Genomic DNA, 19,084 nt, shown 5'->3' on the forward strand with positions numbered 1-19,084 from the left:
CAGCCTCGCAGCCAAATCCAGTAGCTCTTGGTTCAACCCGAATCACCACTCACGCCCCCCGACCGGGAGGTCACGTTTGCCTTACCCCTCAAGGAGTCCTTCACGCGCGACCCCCGCTGTGCCTGCTGGTGCGGCAGTCCTGAAGGTAGCGAAGCCTCCTTACTGCCTTCAGGGTGGGCAAGGAAGCCTGCACAGACCGGGCCTGCGATCAGCCTCGCAGCCAAATCCAGTAGCTCTTGGTTCAACCCGAATCACCACTCACGCCCCCCGACCGGGAGGTCACGTTTGCCTTACCCCTCAAAGACAACAAGGGGACCGGCCACGCGCCTGACCGAGCGTGACTCGCCCTGACCACCTGAGCGGTGTCATCGGATTTTCATCCGCCGTCCCTAGCCTGATCCCCATGAACGACAGCGCCGAGCGCGTGGTGGGCAAGGGGTCTCTCCGCCGCCGGATTCTGGTCACCTTGGTGGTGGTCGTGGTGTTCCGGCTCGGACAGGGCTTGCCTGCTCCTCATCTGAAGGTCCGTGCGCTGGAAGGAACTTTCCCGGCAGACGACCCGGTGCGCTGGATACTCGGCCTTCTCACCGGAGGCGGGCTGTTCACCCTTCCGGTCTTCGCGTTCGGCGTTCTTCCTTGTCTGGCCGCGCCTTTCCTGCTGCGCACGCTGACCGTCCTGATCCCGCGGCTGGCCGCGCTCCGGGCCGAAGGTGAGGCGGGCGCGCGTCTCCTGACGCGGTACCGGCGGCGGCTCACCGTCGGGCTCGGTCTCTTGGGCGCTGTCGGCGTGGTCGTGTTCCGAGGCCGGGAAGTCCTCGACGACCACGGAGTTCTCGCCGTCACCGTCGTCGTGACGTGCCTGACCGCGGGCACCGCGCTGGTCCTGCGGCTGGCCGAGGTGATCACCGACCGGGGATTCGGTGACGGCGTCCGGATCCTGCTGCTGGCGCAGGTCGTGGCGGTGCTGTCGGCGGAGGTGCCGCGCCTGTACGAAACGAAGGGCTGGGCCGCCATCGCGGTCATGACCGTCGTGGCGCTGTCGGTCATGGTGGCCACGATCGTCGTCGCGCAGGCCCAGCGCCGTATTTCGGTGCAGTACGCCAAACGGATGATCGGCATGCGGGCCTACGGCGGAACTTCGTCCTACGTCCCCCTTCGGATCTCGCAAGCGAACAGTCCGGCCGTTCTCGCCGCGGTGCTGCTCTCCTTGCCGGTGCTGGCGACGGAACTCTGGCCCACCGTGACCTGGTTCGAGTGGACCGGATCCCGGCTGCGCGACGAGGGAAGTCCTGGGCGGATCGCGGTCTACTTCGTCCTCGTCTGTCTCTTCGCCTTCATCAGGGCGGCGGGGACGCTGGACGTCGACCAGGTTTCGCGCGAACTGGTGCGCGTGGGTGGCTTCGTCCCCGGAATCCGTCCAGGCAGCCCGACCGCCGACTATCTCGGCTACGTGCATCATCGGATCGGCGCCCTCGGAGCGGTCTACTCGGGAGTGATCGCGTTGCTTCCGGTACTCGGGCTCGCCTTGCTGAACGCGAGCCCGAGATTGCCCTTCGGCGGCGTGATCCTGCAGGTGGTCCTCGTGTTCCTCGTCAGTGTCACGCTCGACACCACACGGCAGGTCAACGAACTACGCCTGCAAAAGCACTACGGACCCGTTCTTCGCTGACCGCGCCGGGGGCACCCGCACGCTCAGAACCGGCCGGCGGCTCGCATCACCTGATAGACGTCGGTGTTCTCGACGGTGCCACCCAATCGGGCGGCACCGGGGCCTTCGGCGGTGACCGGGGTGTCGGCGCCGGTGTGGTCGTGCGTCGTCCAGTCCACGGTGAACCGGAGCTTCGAGCCGGGGACGTCGAACGGGCCGTCCTGATCCTCATGTCCGGGGCCGGTTTCCGAAGAATCGTAGTTCTCGATGTTCAGGCCACCCGTCTCATGGTCGCCGCCGATGATCACCAGCGTGTCCGGATTCGCGCGGACGAACCGCAGGACCTCGGCGACCGTCGCGTCGAGTGCGCGACCGGCGTCGATCACGCCGTGCGCGTTGTTCTCGTGCGACATCCCGTCGGTGCCTTCCTCCTCCAGGAACAGGAAGAAGCCGCGCGGGTTCTTCGACAGGGTGTCCAGCGCCTTACGCGCCATCTGCCGCAGCGGGACCCTCGGTGCGTACTTGCCGACGCCGTCCGGTCCGTAGTCGACCATGTCCTCGTTCGCGAACAGGCCGAGGATCCGGTTCGCCCGCGTGTCCCGCAGCTCGTCGCCGTCACGCACATACGTGTAGCCCGTCCGCTGCGCACGTTCGACCAGGTTGCCGTACGGGCTGCGGCTCTCCTCCCCCGGTTTGTCCGGCCAGAGACCCGGGTTGCCCTTCGGGTACCACCAGTCCTCACCGCCGCCGAGCAGGACGTCGGGACGGCTGTTCTCGATGTACTGCTTCGCGATGTCACTCTGCGAATCCCGGCTGGGCACATGCGCCGCGAACGCCGCCGGCGACGCACCCGTCACCTGCGCGGTGGTGACCAGGCCGGTCGACTTCCCCGCCCGTTTCGCCCGTTCGAGGATCGTTTCCAGCGGCCGGCCGTGGACGTCGACGCCGACGGCGCCGTTGCGCGTCTTGTGCCCGGTCGCGAGCGCGGTGGCCGCCGCCGCCGAATCGGTGACGATCTCGTCGGGATCGTCCGACGACGTCCGCACGAGACCGGTGACCGGGAGGTCGTCCATCGCGAGGTCGCCGTGTTTGCCCTTGAGCGCGAGCCGCAGCAGGTCCCGTTGCCCCAGGCCCAGCCCGTCACCCTGGAGATAGATGATGTTGCGCGCCACCGGCGCCCCGGCCTCCGCCGTCGTCCGCGCGACGGCGGCCGAGCCACCGCACAGGACCACCAACACCGTCGCCGCCGCCAGACCACGTACGCGCATCTCGCCTCCATTAGTTAGGAACCTTTCCTAACAGAGAATCCACGAGAAGGCGAGAGGCGGCCCGAAGGCTATCTGGAAGACATACCCCCGGACGCTGACGATCCAGACCCCACGATCGGGTCGTGACGGTCTTGCCGCCGCTGGGTCTCTCAGACGTGGCAGCGAACGGGGGAACCCGCGAACTTCCCGGAAAGCCAAGGAAATCCGAATCGAGGAGACAGCGATGACGAACAGCCAAGGCGAACTCGAACTCCGCCGCCGAGAACGGCGCACTCGTCTCCACTCAGGGCGTGACCACGATCGCCGACACCGTCGTGCAGAAGGTCGCGGGCCTCGCGACCCGTGAGATCACCGGCGTCCACGCGCTGGGCGGCGGCGCCGGACCACACGCCATCGGTCTCTATGCCAGGTCGATCATCGCGACGGCCGGGGTGGACGGTGTCCGCGAACCGCCAAGGGGTTCGGCGGTGATGCCGACCCGGTCGATCCGCCCCGGCAGATCCGCGAGGATCGGACGAGTCCGATGTGGACCGTCCGGGGTGAGCAGTCCGGCCGAATGCACGCCGCTCGCCCCGATGAGCCAGACCTGATAGACCCGGCCGGGTGCCAGCGGCGGCAGCTCGCCTGCCAGTACGACGACCTTGCCCTGGCTCTGCGACGTCACCACCGTGGCCGTACCGGGCACGGCTCCCTTCACCGTGGCGGCGTCGGGCGCGGTGAGCACCGAGTTCACCGAAGCGAGCTGCTGCTGGGCGGGATCCGCGCCCGGCTCGGTGGTCGTGGTCGCCAGGCCGAACACCAGCGCCCCGACGGCGGCGGCCGCCGCACTCCACAACGCGATCCGCACGGACGGCTTCTTCGACGGCTCGGCGCGCCGGACCGCCGCGACCAGCGGTGGCCATTGGCGGGTATGGGAAACCTGGACGAGCGTGACTTCCCGCAATCCCGGCGGCGGCGTGCCGGTGACGGCCGTGCCCAGCCGGGCCGCGGTCTCCCGCAGTTCCTGGACCTCCTGGCGGCAGGCGTCGCAGCCCCGCAGGTGCCGTTTGAACGCCGCGGCCTCCACTTCCGGGACGGCGTCCACGGCGTACGCCCCGGTCAGTGTGTGCAGTTCCGCGGTCATTGCCCCACCCCCAGACAGTCACGCAGCCGGATCAGGCCGTCGCGGATGCGTGTCTTCACCGTGCCGGGCGCGGTGTCGAGCACCTCCGCGACCTCCGGGTAGGTGTAACCGTTGTAATAAGCGAGCACGACGGATTCGCGTTGCAGATCGGTCAGTGCCTTAAGACACTGGCGGACCCGCTCCTGTTCCAGATTGGCGATGGTCGACTCGGCGACCTCGTCGAACGGGCGCCGGAAATCGAGTCTGCCCGCCTTGTCGTCCCGGTCGAGCGCGGCCTGATGCGAACGGACCCGGTCCACCGCCCGCCGATGCGCGATGGTGAGCACCCAGGCCAGCGTGCTGCCCTTGCCCGGTTTGAACCGGGCCGCGGTCCGCCAGACCTCCACCAGGACCTCCTGGGTCACCTCCTCCGCGAACGTGCCGTTGCGGACGACCCGGTTCACCACACCCCACACCGGTCCCGCGACGACGTCGTACAGGTCGGCGAACGCCTTCTCGTCCCCGGCCGCGACCCGTTGCATCAGGCTCGCTCCGGCAGGCTCCGCCCCGGTGCCGCCGTTTTCACGCGGACTCGTCCGTACACCCTCGACCATCAAGCTGCCTCCACCTCACCCGACGCCCGGATACGCGGTTTCCCGGCGTCTTGAGGGATTCGGTGCCGACGCGTGCCTGGACTGGTCCGGTGGTGGAACCCACCCGAACGGGCGTGCTTCAGGAACCGCCCTGCTCGGCCAGCACGTCGTCCATTGTGGACCGCAGATGCCGCAGGAATGACTCGAAGCGCTCGATCTCCTCGGCCGGGTACGCCGCCACCAGCGCCGCGAGTCCGGCGCTGAACGGCCCGAAGAACTCCCGCGCGGGTCCCTGGATGTCGGGGCCGCTGCGCAGGGTCACCACCCGCCGGTCGGTGTTCTCCCGGGTCCGGACCACGTAGCCGAGGCTCTCCAGCCGGTTCAGCAGGTTCGTGGTCGCGCCGGAGGTCAGCGAGATGCGTTCGCCGAGCCGGGCCGGGGAAAGCGGTGAGCCGGTGTCCTCCGCGTAGAGGATCTCCACGAGCGCGGCCGCGTCGGTGGCGTGCAGGCCGAGCCAGTTCGCGAACCGGCGGGTGAACTCGGTGTAGTTCGCGCCGAAGCTCCGGAGGCCGTCCAGCAACGACGTGACCCGATCCTCCACCGAACCTCCTCGAGTAGGTGTTTTGACAACCTACCGGCCGCGAATATACCTTCACCATGAAGCTACTTTCTCATGAAGGAGTTGTCTTGCTCCCCGACCCGTTCGCCGCGACGACCCGCGGTATCACCGAACCCGACCCCGTCCGCCCCGCGCTGCGTGCCGCCGGCCCCGTGGTCGAAGTGGCCGCCCCGCAGAGCGGCAGTGCCTGGATCGTCACCGAGGAGAAACTGGCCCGCCAGGTCCTGTCCGATTCGCGGATCGCCAAGGATCCCGCGTTCGCCCCCGAAGGCTGGACCGGGCTCGAACAAACCGCCGCCGAACAGCCGTCCCTCACCACACTGGACGGCCAGGATCACACGGCATTGCGGCGAGCGCACGCTCCGCTGCTGAGCGCCAAACGGATCCAGGCACAGTCGGACCGGATCCACCAGATCGCCCGCGTACTGCTGACGGACCTCGGCGGCGAAACCGTCGACCTCATGGACGGCTTCTCCACCCGCTTCCCGCTCACCGTGCTGCTCGACCTGCTCGGCATCCCGCTCCACCTGCTCGACGCCGCCGTCGACGCCTGCCGCCGCATGTCCGACCCCGAGCCGGGCGCACAGGGCAAGGCCATCGCCGCACTCGCGGATCTGGCCGCCGCGGGACTGACACCCAACCGGAACGGGCTCGCGACGGAACTACGCGACCAGCTCCCGTCCGGGTCGTCCGAGGACGACCTGCGGTATCACCTGTTCTCGTTGATCTTCGCCGGGCAACTGACCACCGACGCGTCACTCGGCTTCCTGATCGCGCGGCTCCTCGACGGGGACACCGACCCCGAGGAACGCCTGGTCCGCGAAACGCTTCGGGAGCACCCACCCGCGCCGTTCACCCTCTGGCGGTTCACCACCACGGAACTCGACCTCGCCGGGATCCGGCTCCCCGCCGGGGCACCGGTGCTCGTCGACATCCAGGGCATCAACACCGACCCGGCGCGGAAGCCGGGCCCGGACCTGACCTTCGGTGCGGGACCGCATTTCTGCGTCGGCGCCCAGCTCGCGCAGCTCGAACTGCGGGCGGCGGCGGCGGTCTTGCGCACGGACTTCCCCCGTGCCCGGCTCGCGATGCCGTACGCCGAACTCCGGCAGTCGTTCCTCGGCGGCATCCAGGGCACGCGGCTCACCAGCCTGCCGGTGCGCTTACACGGCTAGTGGTCCCGGGTGACAGGGACTGTCGTGCGGGACTGTGTGGATTTTGGATCGTCTAACGCGCCGACATCCACACAGTCCCCATAACCCGGATCCTCACACGAAGATCAGCCGGACCAGCCGCTCAGCCGGGACAAAAGCCGCTCCAGTACTTCGGGATCGGCGCCGACGGGTGCACCGGAGACGGGCTCGTCCACCAGTGTCCGGCGGTCGCCCCGGCGCGGCAGCTGTACCTGTCCGGCGGACAGGCCACCGGGCAGCGGCAGTTCGCACCAGGTGGTCACACCGCCGGTCTCGCATGGCACCACGCCGGTTCGCTCGCCCGCCGCGGGCGTCGGCGCGGCCAGCCGATCGAGGTCGTGATCGACCTCGATGACCAGCACGTCGGCCTTCAGCCGCAATCTCAGCGTCAGGAACGGGGGCGTCTTCGGGTCGGCCGCGTCGACGAGCGCGCCCACCAGTTTGGCGGCGGCGGTCTTCGCCTGATCGAGCAACGGCCGCAAGGACCAATCCGACAAGATGAGACGGACGAAGAGCTCGGAGCACAACACGGCATTCGGTTGTGCCACCAGCCGGAGATCGTCCACCTGGGAAGTGCGCGCGCTCAAACCAAGGCCTTCCTCGTCGACGTGCGAGCACGCATCATGCCACCCCATCCGGTGATGGACTCAAGCCGCCTCGACGATCGCCTCCACCGCGGTACGCCAGAGCCCAGCCAGGTCACGGACCTCTTCCTCGGCAAGCAACCCCGCCACCCAGCCCCAATAGGACACCAGTTCGGGTCCCTCGGGATGATCGACGATCCACAGACTGGCTTCCAGGACGTGCGAAACCCGCATCCCTGGTTCGCTGCCACCACCCATGATCGTCGGCGCGTCGGCGAGGGGCAGCCAGTTCCGGTTCTGGCCGGCGGCGGTGAACCGGCCGAGGTAGTTGAACTTCAGCCGCGGCGGCGTCAGTGCCGCGAGCCTCGGCGCCGTGTCCGGGTTGAGGTAGCGCAACATTCCGTAACCGAGCCCGCTGTCCGGCAACGCCCGCAACTGGTCTCGCACCCGCCCCACGGCTTTGCCGAGGTCACGCCCGGCGAGGACGTCGTCCCAGCCGACGTCGCCCGTGTCGAACCACGCCGGGAAGACGTTGACCAGCCAGCCGACCGTGCGCGAGGTGTCCGTCCGGCCGGAGACCGGGTTCCGGCCGTGCCCTTGCAGATCCACCAGCACGCCGGTAGTACCACGCCACCGGGCGAACGCCAGCGCCAGCGCGGTGTAGAGCGCATCGTGTGCCCCGCAAGAGAAAGCGGCCGGGACGGTGGTGAGCAACGAACGGGTCAGCTCCGTCGGCAGCGAAAGCCCGAAGGTACGCAACGACGACACGGTGTCGCGGTCCGGATCGAGCGGACGGCGTTCGATCCTCGGGTTCGGCCGACGGAGGATGTCCGTCCACAATGGAAGCTCCGCGATCCGTTCCTGGCTCGTCGACCGATCGGCCAGGTCCCGCGACCAGGCCCAGAACGACGTCGCGGGTGGGGGGAGTTCCGGTTCCACGCCCACTCGGATGGCGTCACAGACCGTGCCGAGTTCTTCCAGCAGGACCCGCCACGACATCGCGTCGATCACCAGGTGATGGGCGACGAGCAGGAGCCTTTCCGAGTCCTCGAACCACACCGCCTGAAGCATCGTCCCCGCCTCGGGGTCGAGCCGTCGCCGGGCGGCGAGTGCTTCCGAGTCCACAGTGGACCCGGTGACCCGGCGCAGGAGCGCGGCCGCGTCGCCGAAGTCCGGTTTGGTCACTTCGAGCGCCAAACCGTGATCCCGCTTGAGTTTCGCGCGGAGGGCACCGTGCCGTTCGAGCAGGACGTCGAGCGCGGCCACCAGTTCGCTCCGGCGGAGTCCGGCCGGGGTGCGGACCAGCATGGCAAGGTGGTACTCCTCGATCGGCCCGCCGAGTTCGGCCAGCCGCGCGACGATCGGGGTCAGGCCGGTCTCGCCGACGAGATCCGCCACTTCGTCGCCGGGTCCGGCCGACAGCGGCCGGGCGACCGCCGCCAGCCCGAGCACGGTGTGTTCGGTCAGGACGTCACGCGGGGTGATCTCCAGCCCGGCCGCCCTGGCCTCGCTCACCAGGCGCACGGAGACGATGCTGTCCCCGCCGAGGTCGAAGAAGCTGTCGTCGATGCCGACCCGCCGCACGCCGAGGACCTCGGAGAACACGCCGCAAAGGATCCGTTCGGCGTCGGTCCTCGGTGCTCTGCCCGCGGTGGCCCGCTCGAAATCGGGGGCGGGCAAGGCTTCGCGGTCGAGCTTCCCGTTGACCGTCAACGGCAGCCGGTCCAGCACGACGAACGCGGCGGGCACCATATGCGCGGGCAGTGTCTTCGCGACGAACTCACGGAGGTCACGCGGTTGCTCGCCGTCCGCCGGGACGACGTAACCGACAAGCCGCCGGACACCCGGTTCGTCCTCGCGGACCACCACCGTGGCGTGGGCGACGGCCGGATGCACTGCGGCGGCGGCCTCGATCTCCCCCGGTTCGATACGGAAGCCGCGGATCTTGACCTGGTCGTCGGCACGGCCGTGATATTCGAGCGTCCCGTCGGCGCGCCACCGGGCGACGTCGCCACTGCGGTACATCAGGCCGTCGCCGAACGGATCGGCGACGAACCGGCTCGCGGTCAGACCGGGACGGCCGAGGTAGCCGCGCGCCAGTCCCGCACCGGCGACGTACAGCTCTGCCCGCACCCCCGGTGGCACCGGCCGCAGTTTCTCGTCGAGGAGATGGACCCGCAGGTCCGGAAGTGCCGACCCGATCAGGCTTCCTGGCTCCGTCGCGCACAATTCGCGGCCGAGTTCCTGATGCGTGACGTGCACGGTCGTCTCGGTGATGCCGTACATGTTCACCAGTGCCGGACCGGCCGGATGCGCCTCGTACCAGTTCGCCAGCCTGGCTAGTTTCAGCGCCTCGCCGCCGAAAACGACGTAGCGCAAGGAGTTCTCGCCGGGTGTTTCCCGGTCGGCGGCGATGAACTGCGAGAACGCCGACGGCGTCTGGTTCAGCACGGTCACCCGCTGTTCCCGCACCAGCCGGACGAACTCCGCCGGGGACCGGGTGATCTCGCGGGGCACGACGACGAGCTTTCCGCCGTGCAGCAAGGATCCCCACAGTTCCCACACGGAGAAGTCGAAGGCGTAGGAGTGGAACAACGTCCATACGTCGTTCTCGTCGAAGCCGAACGACGTCGCCGTGGTGTCGAAGAGCCGGGCCACGTTCCGGTGCGTCACCAGGACGCCCTTCGGCTGCCCCGTGGAGCCCGAGGTGTAGATGGCATAGGCGGGATTGTCCGGCGTGGCAAGGCGTTCCTCCAGCGGTGCACCGGAATACGCGAGTGATTCGGCGACGGTGGTGGCCGAGACGACGACGTCCGGCCGCGCGTCGGCGAGCACGTACTCGATCCGCTCGGCGGGGTAGTCCGGGTCGATCGGCACGTACGCGCCGCCCGCCTTGAGCACCCCGAGGACGGCGACGACGAGGTCGAGGGAACGCGGGAGCAGCAATCCGGCCCGGCTCTCCGCACGGACCCCGCGCTCGATCAGCAACCTGGCGAGCCGGTTCGCGCGGACGTCGAGTTCCCGGTAGGTCAAGGAAAGCCCATCACAGACCACCGCCACGCTGTCCGGTGCCGCCGCTGCCCGCGCTTCGAACAGTTCGGGCAGCGTGACGCCCCGGCCCTGCTCGGCTGGCACCCGGTTCACGAGCCGGGCACGTTCGTCCTTTGTGGTCAGTTCAACGTCGCCGATCCGGCTCGACGGGTCGGCTGCCCACGCCACGAGCGCGTGCCGGAGGCGGTCCATCAAGCTCAGCACGGTGTCACCGTCGAAGACATCGGTGCTGTAGTTGGCCCGGCCGGTCAGACCGCCGTCCTCTTCGGCGAATTCGAGTGACAGGTCGAGTTTGGCGGTGTTCCATTCCACCGGCTCCGGCCGGACGTCCAGCCCCGGCAGCGAAAACACCGGCCGTTCGGTGTTCTGCACGGTCAGCATCACCTGGAACAACGGGTGCCGGGACTGGGAACGTTCGGGTTTGAGCACGTCGACCAGCCGCTCGAACGGCACGTCCTGGTGGTCGTACGCGGCCAGCACGGTCTCCCGCACCTGCCCGAGCAGAGCACGGAACGACGGGTCGCCGGAGGTATCGGTCCGCAGCACCAAGGTGTTCAGGAAGCAGCCGACGAGATCCGCGAGTGCCTCGTCGGTGCGGCCGGCGATGGGGCTGCCGATCGGGATGTCGGTGCCCGCACCCATTCTGGTGAGCAACGCGGCGAGTCCGGCCTGCAGCACCATGAACAGCGTCGTCCCGGTTTCACTGGCGAGACCGGCGAGCGCGCGGTGGACCTCGGCGGGCCAGGTGAAGGTCGCCAGTTCACCCCGGTAAGTCGCGACGTCGGGACGCGGCCGGTCGGCGGGCAGCGTGAGCTCCGACGGCAGCTCCGTCAGCGCGGTCCGCCAGTACGCGAGCTGCCTGCCGAACAGGCTGCCGGGATCGCTTTCCGCGCCGAGCCGGGCGCGCTGCCACAGCGTGTAATCCGCGTACTGCACCGGAAGCGGCGGCCACGCGGGCGCCGTCCCTTCGATCCGGGCCGCGTACGCCTTGGAAAGATCACGGAAGAACAGTGCCTGCGACCAGCCGTCACCGGCGATATGGTGATAGACCCCGCATAGGACCTGGGTTTCCGGGCCGAGTTCGAACAGGGTCACCCGCAAGGGTGTCTCGCAGCTGAGGAAGAATTCGTACGCCGCCGCGTCGGCGATCTTCGACGGCAACTCGGCTTCCGTGGTGGGCACCACGTCGAATTCCGGTGCCGCCACGGGGAGGACGACCTGGCTCGGGACCCCGCCGTCGTGCGGGAACACCGTCCGCAGGACTTCGTGCCTGTCCGCGACGTCGGCGAGTGCGGCCCGCAGCGCCACGCGATCGAGACGTCCGGTCAGGCGCAGGCTCCAGACCATGTTGTAGGCGTGCCCGATGCCGTCGAGCTGCTGCAGGTACCAAAGCCGTAGCTGCGCCGAGGAAAGCGGGACCACGCCGGGCCTCGGATGGCGGCCGAGTGGCCTGCTCGCGGAGTCCGCGCCGGTCAGCCGTCGCGCCAGCGCGGCAACCGTCGGCGCGTCGAACAGGTCACGCACCTTCAGTTCGACGCCGAGCACACCACGCGCCTTGCCGACCAACCGGGTCGCCAGCAGTGAATGCCCGCCGAGGTCGAAGAAGTCGTCGTCGATACCGGCCCGGTCCAGGCCAAGCACGTCGGCGAACAAGGCGGCGAGCACGGCCTCCTCGGTCGTCCTCGGCGCCCGGTACTCGCCGGCCGCGAAGTCCGGCTCAGGCAGTGCCTTGCGGTCCAGTTTCCCGTTGGCGGACAGCGGAAGCCGGTCGAGCGCGACCAGGCCCGACGGGACCATGAACTCCGGCAGGCGCCCGGCTGCGAAATCACGCAACCCGGTCAGGTCGACGTCCGCGGGCACGACGTACCCGGCCAGCCGCTTGCCGTCGATGGCGACGACGGCGGCCTGGTCGACGCCGGGATACGCGGTGAGCGCGGCCTCGACCTCGCCCGGCTCGATCCGGAATCCCCGCACCTTGACCTGGTTGTCGCTCCGGCCCGCGTATTCGAGGCCGTCCCCGGTCCAGCGGGCGAGGTCACCGGTCCGGTACATCCGCGAACCCGGCGTGGCGAAGGGATCGGCGACGAACCGTTCCGCCGTCTGCCCGGACCGGCCGTGGTAGCCGCGGCCGACGAGACCGGCGACGTACAGCTCCCCGGCGACGCCTTCCGGCACCGGCCGCAGTCCCGGGCCGAGCACATAGGCACGCATGTTACCCAGCGGCGTCCCGATCGGAACGGCGGCCGCGTCGCCGTCACCGGCCAGGAAAGCACTGGCGTAGAAGGATTCCGTCTGCCCGTAGGCGTTGACGACCCGGATACCGGGGAACGCCGACCGCACCCGGCGGACCAGGGACGACGGCAGTGCTTCCCCCGCGAACACGACGGTGTCCACAGTGGTCTTTCCGGCGAGTTCGTCCACCAGTTCGGCGAAGACGGACGGCACGGTGGAGATCACGCCTCCGTGCCAGCCGCCTCGTTCGCCCAGCGCGAGGACGTCACGGGCGATCTCGACCGTTCCGCCGTGGCACAACGCGGTGAAGATCTCGAAGACGGAGACGTCGAAGTTGATCGAGGTCCCGGCGAACAGCCGCACTCCTGGCGCCATGCCCACGACGGGTGCCATCCGCAGCACGCCGTTGACGACGCAGTCGTGTGTGATGGCGACGCCCTTGGGAGTACCCGTCGAGCCGGAGGTGTAGAGCACGTAGGCGAGATTTCCCGGCTGTGCCGCTTCCGGCTCGCGCTCGGGACCGTGGTCGTCCAGGTACAGCGGCGTCGCGTCCTCGGGCAGCACCGCCGCGGCATCGGCAGTGGTGACGATCAGGTCCGGCCGCGCGTCGGTGAGGGCCTGCGCCAGCCGCGCGCTGGGATACCGGGGATCGATCGGCAGGTACGCCGCTCCGGACTTCAGCACCCCGAGCAGTCCGGCGACCAGATCGGCCGACCTTTCCACGGCCACCCCGACCACCGTTTCCGGCCGGGCACCGTGTCCGGCGAGCCGGCGCGCCAGGCGATTCGCCCGCGCGTCCACCTCCGCGTACGTCCAGCTCTCACCCTCGCAGACGACCGCGACCGCGTCGGGTGTCGCCGTCGCCTGCCGCTCGAACAAGCCGTGGATCGTGGCCGCCGGGGTCGGCTCGGCGGTGTCGTTGTGCTCGTCCAGCCGGTTCCGTTCCGCCGCGGCGAGGACGTCGACGGTCGCGATCCTGGCGTGGGGTTCGGCCACCAGCAGACGCAGGACGCGTGCGAGCCGGCCGGCGATTGCCGTTGCCGCGTCCGGAGTGAAGAGGCCGTGCTGGTGCTGCAAGGAAAGCCGGGGATGCGGGTCTGCGGCGGCGAGCACGGTCAGCGGATAGTGGGTGCCGGAGCGCGGCCGGACACCGGTGAACGCGATCCCGGCGGTCGTACCGGCGTCGGACAGCCCGGCGCGGTCGATCGGGTAGGACTCGAAGACGACCAGCGTGTCGAACAAGGTCGGCAATCCGGTCGCCTGCTGGATCTCGCTCAGCCCGTGATGGTGGTGGTCGAGCAGCGCGGCCTGACGGCGCTGCAATCCGGTCAGCAGCTCCGCGAACGTCTCGTGCGGTGACGTCTCGACCCGCACCGGCACGGTGTTGATGAACAACCCGACGATCGAGGCCACCCCCGGCAGCGCCGACGGGCGACCCGAGACGGTGGCGCCGAAGACGACGTCGCGCCGTCCGGTCAGCTGTCCCAACAGGACGGACCAGGCGCCTTGGATCAGCGTGTTGACCGTGACACCGAGTTCGGCCGCGCGGCGCGTCAGCCCAGCCGGACCGCCCTCGGGTAGCGGCACCTCGACCTGGCCGACACCGTCCTTTCCGGACAGTCCGGCGGGGGCGAGCAAAGTCGGTTCGTCGACACCGTCCAGTTCGGCGGCCCAGGCGCGAGCGGCCTCGGCGTGGTCCTGCCGTGCCCGCCACGCCAGGAAGTCACGGAAGCCGCGGACGTCCGGGAGGGCCGAGCCGCTGTAGAGCCGGAGCAGATCCTCCATCAGCAGCGGGAGCGACCAGCCGTCGAAGAGCGCGTGATGCGCGGTGAGCACCAGTTCGGACCGCTCGTCCGCGAGCCGCACCAAGGTCATCCGCAGCATCGGCGGCCGCGCGAGGTCGAACGGCGTGGCGTGATCCTCGTCGAGCACTCTCTCCAGCGCACCCTCGTTTTGCCGGAGATCGACCTCTCGCCAAGGCAATTCGACGTCGTCGAGCACCAGCTGGACCAGATCGCTGGTGCCGCCGGCCACGAACGCCGTCCGCAATCCGGCGTACCGGTCGAGGATCGCTTGTCCGGCGGCACGCATTCGCGCCGAATCGACCGGGCCGGACACGTGAAACGCGAGTTGCATCAGATAGGCGTCGTACGCGGTGTCGGCCAGCATCGAATGGAAGAGGAGCCCGGACTGCAACGGGGTCGACGGCCAGACGTCGGCGAGCCCCGGATACGTCCGCTCCCACTTCTCCAGTTCCTTCTGCGACACCGAAACCAGCGGCAGATCGGACGGCGTCAGGCCGCCCGCCCCCTGCCCGGCGACGTGGCCCGCCAGCCCGGTCAGGGCCTGACACCAGAGGTCGGCGAGTTCCTGGACGTCTTCGCGGGTCAGCAGTCCGGTGGGGAAACCGAAGTGTGCCACGATGTTCGATCTGTCGACCAGCGCGTTGATTTCCACAGTGGACAGTGCGGGCCGCGTCGGATCCGGTGCCGCGACGAGATCGGTGAGCCCACTCGCCTGCGTCCACGGTTCCCCGGACTGCGCCGGGAACCGGCCGAGATAGTTGAACCCGATCTGCCCCGACGGATGCCGTGCCAGCACCGGCCCGGTCTCGGGGTTCAGATGGCGCAGCAAGCCGTACCCGATGCCCTTGTCCGGCAGGGCACGCAGTTGTTCCTTGACCGCCTTGACGGCGTCACCGGCGGCCCTCCCGCCGTCGAAGGCATTGTCGAGGTCGATCCCGGTCAGGTCGAGGCGGACCGGATACATACTGGTGAACCAGCCGACCGTACGGGAAAGGTCCGCGCCGGGCACGATCTCCTGTTCCCGGCCGTGTCCCTCCAGCCGGATGACCGCGGTCGTCTCGTCCACGCCGCGCTTCTCGCGCCACTTGGCGACGGCGAGGGCGAGCGCGGCCAGCAGGCCGTCGTCGACTCCGGCACGGAACGCGGCCGGAAGCGCGGTGAGCAGCGCCTTCGTTTCCGCCACCGGCAACCGGACGGCGACGGTGTCCACTGTGGACGCGAGATCACGCGCGGGATCGAACGGACGCGAACCCAGCTCCGGGTCCGGACCCTCCACTATTGCCTTCCACTGGGCGAGTTCGCCGACCCGCTCCGGCTTGGCCGCCTCTTCGACGAGGGCGTGCGCCCAGCGGCGTGCCGACGTGCCCACCGGCGGAAGCTCCTGCTTCCAGGCGGCGGCGAAGTCGGGCAGCAAGATCCGCCAGGAGACGCCGTCGACGACGAGGTGGTGCAGCACGATCAGCAGCCGCCCGGCACCGGACGGGGGGTCGAACCAGACGAACCGTGCCATCACCCCGGCCGCGGGGTCGAGCATCCCGGCCGCCACGTCCAGTTCCGCCGCGACCTCCTCGGTTTCCACGTGACGCAGGAGCGAGGCGGCGTCGACCGAACCGGGCGGCCCGGTCACCAGACCGTCGGGCACGAGCCTCGACCGGAGCAGATCGTGCCGGTCGAGAACGGCCGCGATCGTCCGGACGAGGCCGTCGGCGTCGATCCCCTCGGGCAGGACGGCCAGCATCGCCATCGAGAACCGGTCGTACTCACCGCCGAGTTCGTTCAGGTGGTGGGCGATCGGAGGCAGCGGCAGCCAGCCGATCCCGCCGCCGTCGAGTTCGTCGAGGCGCCGGACGCCGGTGTCCCGGCGGGCAACCTCGGCCAGTTCGGCGACCGTGCGGCACTCGAACACCTGGCGGGGGCTCACTTCGACCCCGGCCGCCCTGGCGCGGGTGACGACCTGGATCGAGCGGATGCTGTCACCGCCCGCGGTGAAGAAGTCGTCGTCAATGCCGACCCGGTCCACGCCGAGGACCGCGGCGTAGACCTTGGCGAGGGCGTCCTCGACGGGCGAGCGCGGCGCACGGTATTCACCGACGGCCGCCTCCGGATCGGGCAGCGCCGCCCGATCGAGCTTCCCGTTGGGGGCCAGCGGGAACCGGTCGAGGACCACGAAGTTCGCCGGGACCATGAACTCGGGGAGCCTCGCCGCGGCGAAAGTCCGCAGCTCACCGGCGGTGACCCCGGCGGTCAGGTCCGCTTCGGTACCGGTGATCCCGGAACCAGTGGGTACGACGTACCCGACCAGCCGCTTTTCCCGGACGAGGACGGCGGCCCTTGCGACGCCGGGGTGCGCGGTGAGCGCCGCTTCGACCTCGGCGGGTTCGATGCGGAACCCGCGTACCTTGACCTGGTCGTCCGCTCGACCGGCGTAGTCGAGCCTGCCGCCGGACCAGCGGGCGAGGTCGCCGGTGCGGTACATGCGGTGCCCGGCCGGGCCGAACGGATCCGCGACGAACCTTTCCGCCGTCAGCGCGGGACGTCCGTGATATCCGCGCGCCACCTCGCCGGCGACGTACAACTCGCCCACCATGCCCGGCGGCACCGGCTTCAGACCAGGGCCGAGGACGTAGGTCCGCATGTTGCCGAGCGGCGTCCCGATCGGCACAACCCCCTCGCCGTCGCCTTCGAAGATTGTGGCGTAGAAGGATTCCGTCTGGCCGTAGGCGTTCACGACCCGCACACCGGGGAGCGTCTCGTTCACCTTGGCGACGAGTTCGGAGGTCAGCGCCTCACCGGCGAAAACGACGGTTTCGATGTCGATCCGGTCGCGCAGCTGGTCGACGAGTTCGGCGAAGACCGACGGCACCGTGCTGACGACGCTCCCGGTCCAGCCACCGCGGTCGCCGATCGCGAGGACGTCCGGCACCACCTCGACGCTGCCACCGTGCGCGAGCGTGGTGACGATCTCGAAGACCGAGACGTCGAAGTTGACCGACGTGGCCGCCAGCGTCCGCGTTCCCGCACCGATTCCGACCGCGGGTGCGAGCCGCGAGACACCGTTGACGACGCCCGCGTGAGTGATGGCCACGCCCTTCGGCCGTCCGGTGGAGCCGGACGTGTACATCACGTACGCGAGGTCGGCCGGGAGCGCGGGGCACACGACGGGCTCTGCCGCCGAGAAGTCGATCTCCTCCAGCAGGACACGCGGGATGTCGTTGCGCGGCAAGACATCCTGTGCTCCGGCGTCGGTGAGGATCACCTGCGGGCGGGCGTCGGACAGGATGACGTCCAGCCGTTTGCTCGGGTACTTCGGATCGATCGGCACATACCCGGCGCCGGACTTCAGCACGCCCAGCAATCCGGGAACCAGCTCCGCCGTCCGCGACAACGCCAGCCCCACCAAGGAACCCCGGCCGACGCCGCGTTCGGCGAGGGCCCGGGCCACGGCGTCCGTACGGTCCCGCACCTCGGCGTAGGTCCAGGTGACGTCGCCGCACACCACGGCCACACTGTCCGGCGTCGCGGCCGCCTGCCGCTCGAACAACCCGGGCACGGTCAGCGTCGGCGTCGGCGTCGCGGTGTCGTTGGCCTCGCGAAACCAGGCGTTTTCATTCTCCGCCAGCAGATCCACGGAGGCGATCGGGCGCCCGGGATCGGCCAACGCGGCCTGGAGGAATGCCGCCAGCCTGGTCGCGTAGAACTCGACGTCCTGTTCGCGGTAGGTGTCGTCGGCGCCGACCTCGATGTAGAGGTCGCTGTCCGGACGGCCGTCGAAGTACATCAAGATCATCAGGCCGTCGATCGCGCCCGCCGCGGAACCGGCGAAGAAAGCCTTGCTACCGCCGAAATCCAGCTCGTGGGAGAACAGCATCAGGTTCAGGTTGGGCCCGAACCGGCCGGTGATCGAGCCCTGTTCGCGCGTCGACAGGGAGACGTCGTACGCGGCGTGCGCGAAAACGGCCTTCATCTCGGCGGCCACGGATTCGGCGACGTCGAGGACACTGGACGCGACCGGCACCTCCGCGTGGATCGGCACGATGTTCGCGCGCAGGCCGTAGGTCTTCTTCAGCGGGCCGGGCCGGTTCGCCGACGTCATGGAGAACGTGAACTTCGGCTGACCGGCGAACTGGCGGAAGAAGGCCGCGGCACCCGCGGTCAGGAGTGTGGTCAGGGGGACCGCGCCGGTCCAGGTGTCCACGACGTCGCGCGCCACGGACACGGTGTGGTGAGCCTGCGTCGTCCCCCGCTCGCCGGGAAGCCGGACCGCCGCCGGAACCTCGGCGAGGTGCTCCCGCCAGAATGCGGCGTCGTCCTCCGCGGTCTCGTCGGCCACGGCGGGCTCACTGGACACGGACGACTCGGGCACCGGTTCGCCATCGGAGAGCGCCGTGTAGATCTCGGCGACGCGGCGCGAGAAGAGGCGGATCATGCCGTAGCCGTCGGTCACGATGTGATGGAAGGCCACCACGAGCGCGAACCGGGACTCGGCGATCTTGATCAGCGCCGCGTCGAAGAGCCGATCCCGCGCCAAATCGACCGGCCGCCGTTCGAGGTTCGCGATTTGCTCCCGCGCCGCGGCTTCCGGGTCGGACTCGCCGCTGACGTCGGCGTAAACCGGCTTCCAGTCACCGAGTGCGCGAGGCACCAGGCGCAACCCGCCCGCGGCTTCCTCGAAGTTGACCAGCGCGGTTCTCGCCTCCCCGAAGGCGATCCGGAGCGCGGTGTCCATTCTGGACGGTTCGACCGGCCCGTCGGCGATCCACCGGGCGGAGATGGTGTTCGGCCTCTCGGGCGCCAGATTCTGCGCCAGCCACACGGCTTTCTGCGCCGACGACACTCGCGGAGAACACAAACCGACCATCCCCTTAAGACGAAGCAACCCCTGCTTCCAGCGTCCGGTCGACAGGACGTCATGGTCAAGACGCCGGGCTCCCGCTACGCCCTATTGGCAGCCGCGGGGCTCCGTGGCTGCGCCGCAAGTACGTGAAGGTC

At 69.4% G+C, this 19,084-nt stretch carries 8 protein-coding genes and 1 pseudogene; 3 read left to right on the top strand and 6 right to left on the bottom strand.

Annotated elements, in window-relative coordinates:
• Positions 1-403 precede the first annotated feature (403 nt).
• Positions 404-1,669 (top strand): preprotein translocase subunit SecY, encoded by a 1,266-nt coding sequence (locus tag AB0M65_RS27400; protein ID WP_364033387.1) that lies wholly within the window; start codon positions 404-406, stop codon positions 1,667-1,669.
• 23 nt (positions 1,670-1,692) lie between these two features.
• On the opposite strand, the gene AB0M65_RS27405 is transcribed toward AB0M65_RS27400, so the two are convergent.
• Complete coding sequence (locus AB0M65_RS27405; protein ID WP_364033390.1) at positions 1,693-2,916, bottom strand: alkaline phosphatase; 1,224 nt, start codon at positions 2,914-2,916, stop codon at positions 1,693-1,695.
• 230 nt (positions 2,917-3,146) lie between these two features.
• Here AB0M65_RS27405 and AB0M65_RS27410 point away from each other — a divergent pair.
• Positions 3,147-3,296, top strand: a pseudogene (locus AB0M65_RS27410) (Asp23/Gls24 family envelope stress response protein); the annotation flags it as partial.
• Positions 3,297-3,316: 20 nt separating this feature from the next.
• Here the strand turns inward: AB0M65_RS27410 and AB0M65_RS27415 are convergent.
• The 3 genes from AB0M65_RS27415 to AB0M65_RS27425 all read right to left on the bottom strand — a co-directional run bounded on the left by AB0M65_RS27415 (position 3,317) and on the right by AB0M65_RS27425 (position 5,212).
• Positions 3,317-4,039 (bottom strand): anti-sigma factor, encoded by a 723-nt coding sequence (locus AB0M65_RS27415; protein ID WP_364033393.1) that lies wholly within the window; start codon positions 4,037-4,039, stop codon positions 3,317-3,319.
• Positions 4,036-4,632 carry an ECF RNA polymerase sigma factor SigK gene (gene sigK / locus AB0M65_RS27420; RefSeq protein ID WP_364033396.1) on the bottom strand — a complete coding sequence of 199 codons (597 nt, stop codon included), beginning with the start codon at positions 4,630-4,632 and terminating at the stop codon, positions 4,036-4,038. Before sigK ends, AB0M65_RS27415 begins: the two co-directional genes overlap by 4 nt.
• Before the next feature lie 118 nt (positions 4,633-4,750).
• On the bottom strand, positions 4,751-5,212 hold the full coding sequence (locus AB0M65_RS27425; RefSeq protein ID WP_364033399.1) for a helix-turn-helix domain-containing protein: 462 nt from the start codon (positions 5,210-5,212) through the stop codon (positions 4,751-4,753).
• Positions 5,213-5,298: 86 nt separating this feature from the next.
• Between AB0M65_RS27425 and AB0M65_RS27430 the strand changes: the two genes are divergently transcribed.
• Positions 5,299-6,405 (top strand): cytochrome P450, encoded by a 1,107-nt coding sequence (locus tag AB0M65_RS27430; RefSeq protein WP_364033402.1) that lies wholly within the window; start codon positions 5,299-5,301, stop codon positions 6,403-6,405.
• Between the two features lie 104 nt (positions 6,406-6,509).
• Here the strand turns inward: AB0M65_RS27430 and AB0M65_RS27435 are convergent, their stop codons facing one another.
• Both AB0M65_RS27435 and AB0M65_RS27440 read right to left on the bottom strand, forming a co-directional pair.
• Complete coding sequence (locus AB0M65_RS27435) at positions 6,510-7,010, bottom strand: ATP-binding protein (protein ID WP_364033405.1); 501 nt, start codon at positions 7,008-7,010, stop codon at positions 6,510-6,512.
• 60 nt (positions 7,011-7,070) lie between these two features.
• Complete coding sequence (locus AB0M65_RS27440; RefSeq protein ID WP_364033408.1) at positions 7,071-18,929, bottom strand: amino acid adenylation domain-containing protein; 11,859 nt, start codon at positions 18,927-18,929, stop codon at positions 7,071-7,073.
• Between the last annotated feature and the right edge of the window lie 155 nt (positions 18,930-19,084).

It is taken from the genome of Amycolatopsis sp. NPDC051071 (assembly GCF_040682875.1).
Taxonomy (GTDB): Bacteria; Actinomycetota; Actinomycetes; order Mycobacteriales; family Pseudonocardiaceae; genus Amycolatopsis.

What these genes read in the sequence shown, in the direction of transcription:
- AB0M65_RS27400 (WP_364033387.1), top strand. Translation starts at nt 404, where the DNA reads ATGAACGACAGCGCCGAGCGCGTGGTGGGCAAGGGGTCTCTCCGCCGC.
- AB0M65_RS27405 (WP_364033390.1), bottom strand. Translation starts at nt 2,916, where the DNA reads ATGCGCGTACGTGGTCTGGCGGCGGCGACGGTGTTGGTGGTCCTGTGC.
- AB0M65_RS27415 (WP_364033393.1), bottom strand. Translation starts at nt 4,039, where the DNA reads ATGACCGCGGAACTGCACACACTGACCGGGGCGTACGCCGTGGACGCC.
- sigK (WP_364033396.1), bottom strand. Translation starts at nt 4,632, where the DNA reads ATGGTCGAGGGTGTACGGACGAGTCCGCGTGAAAACGGCGGCACCGGG.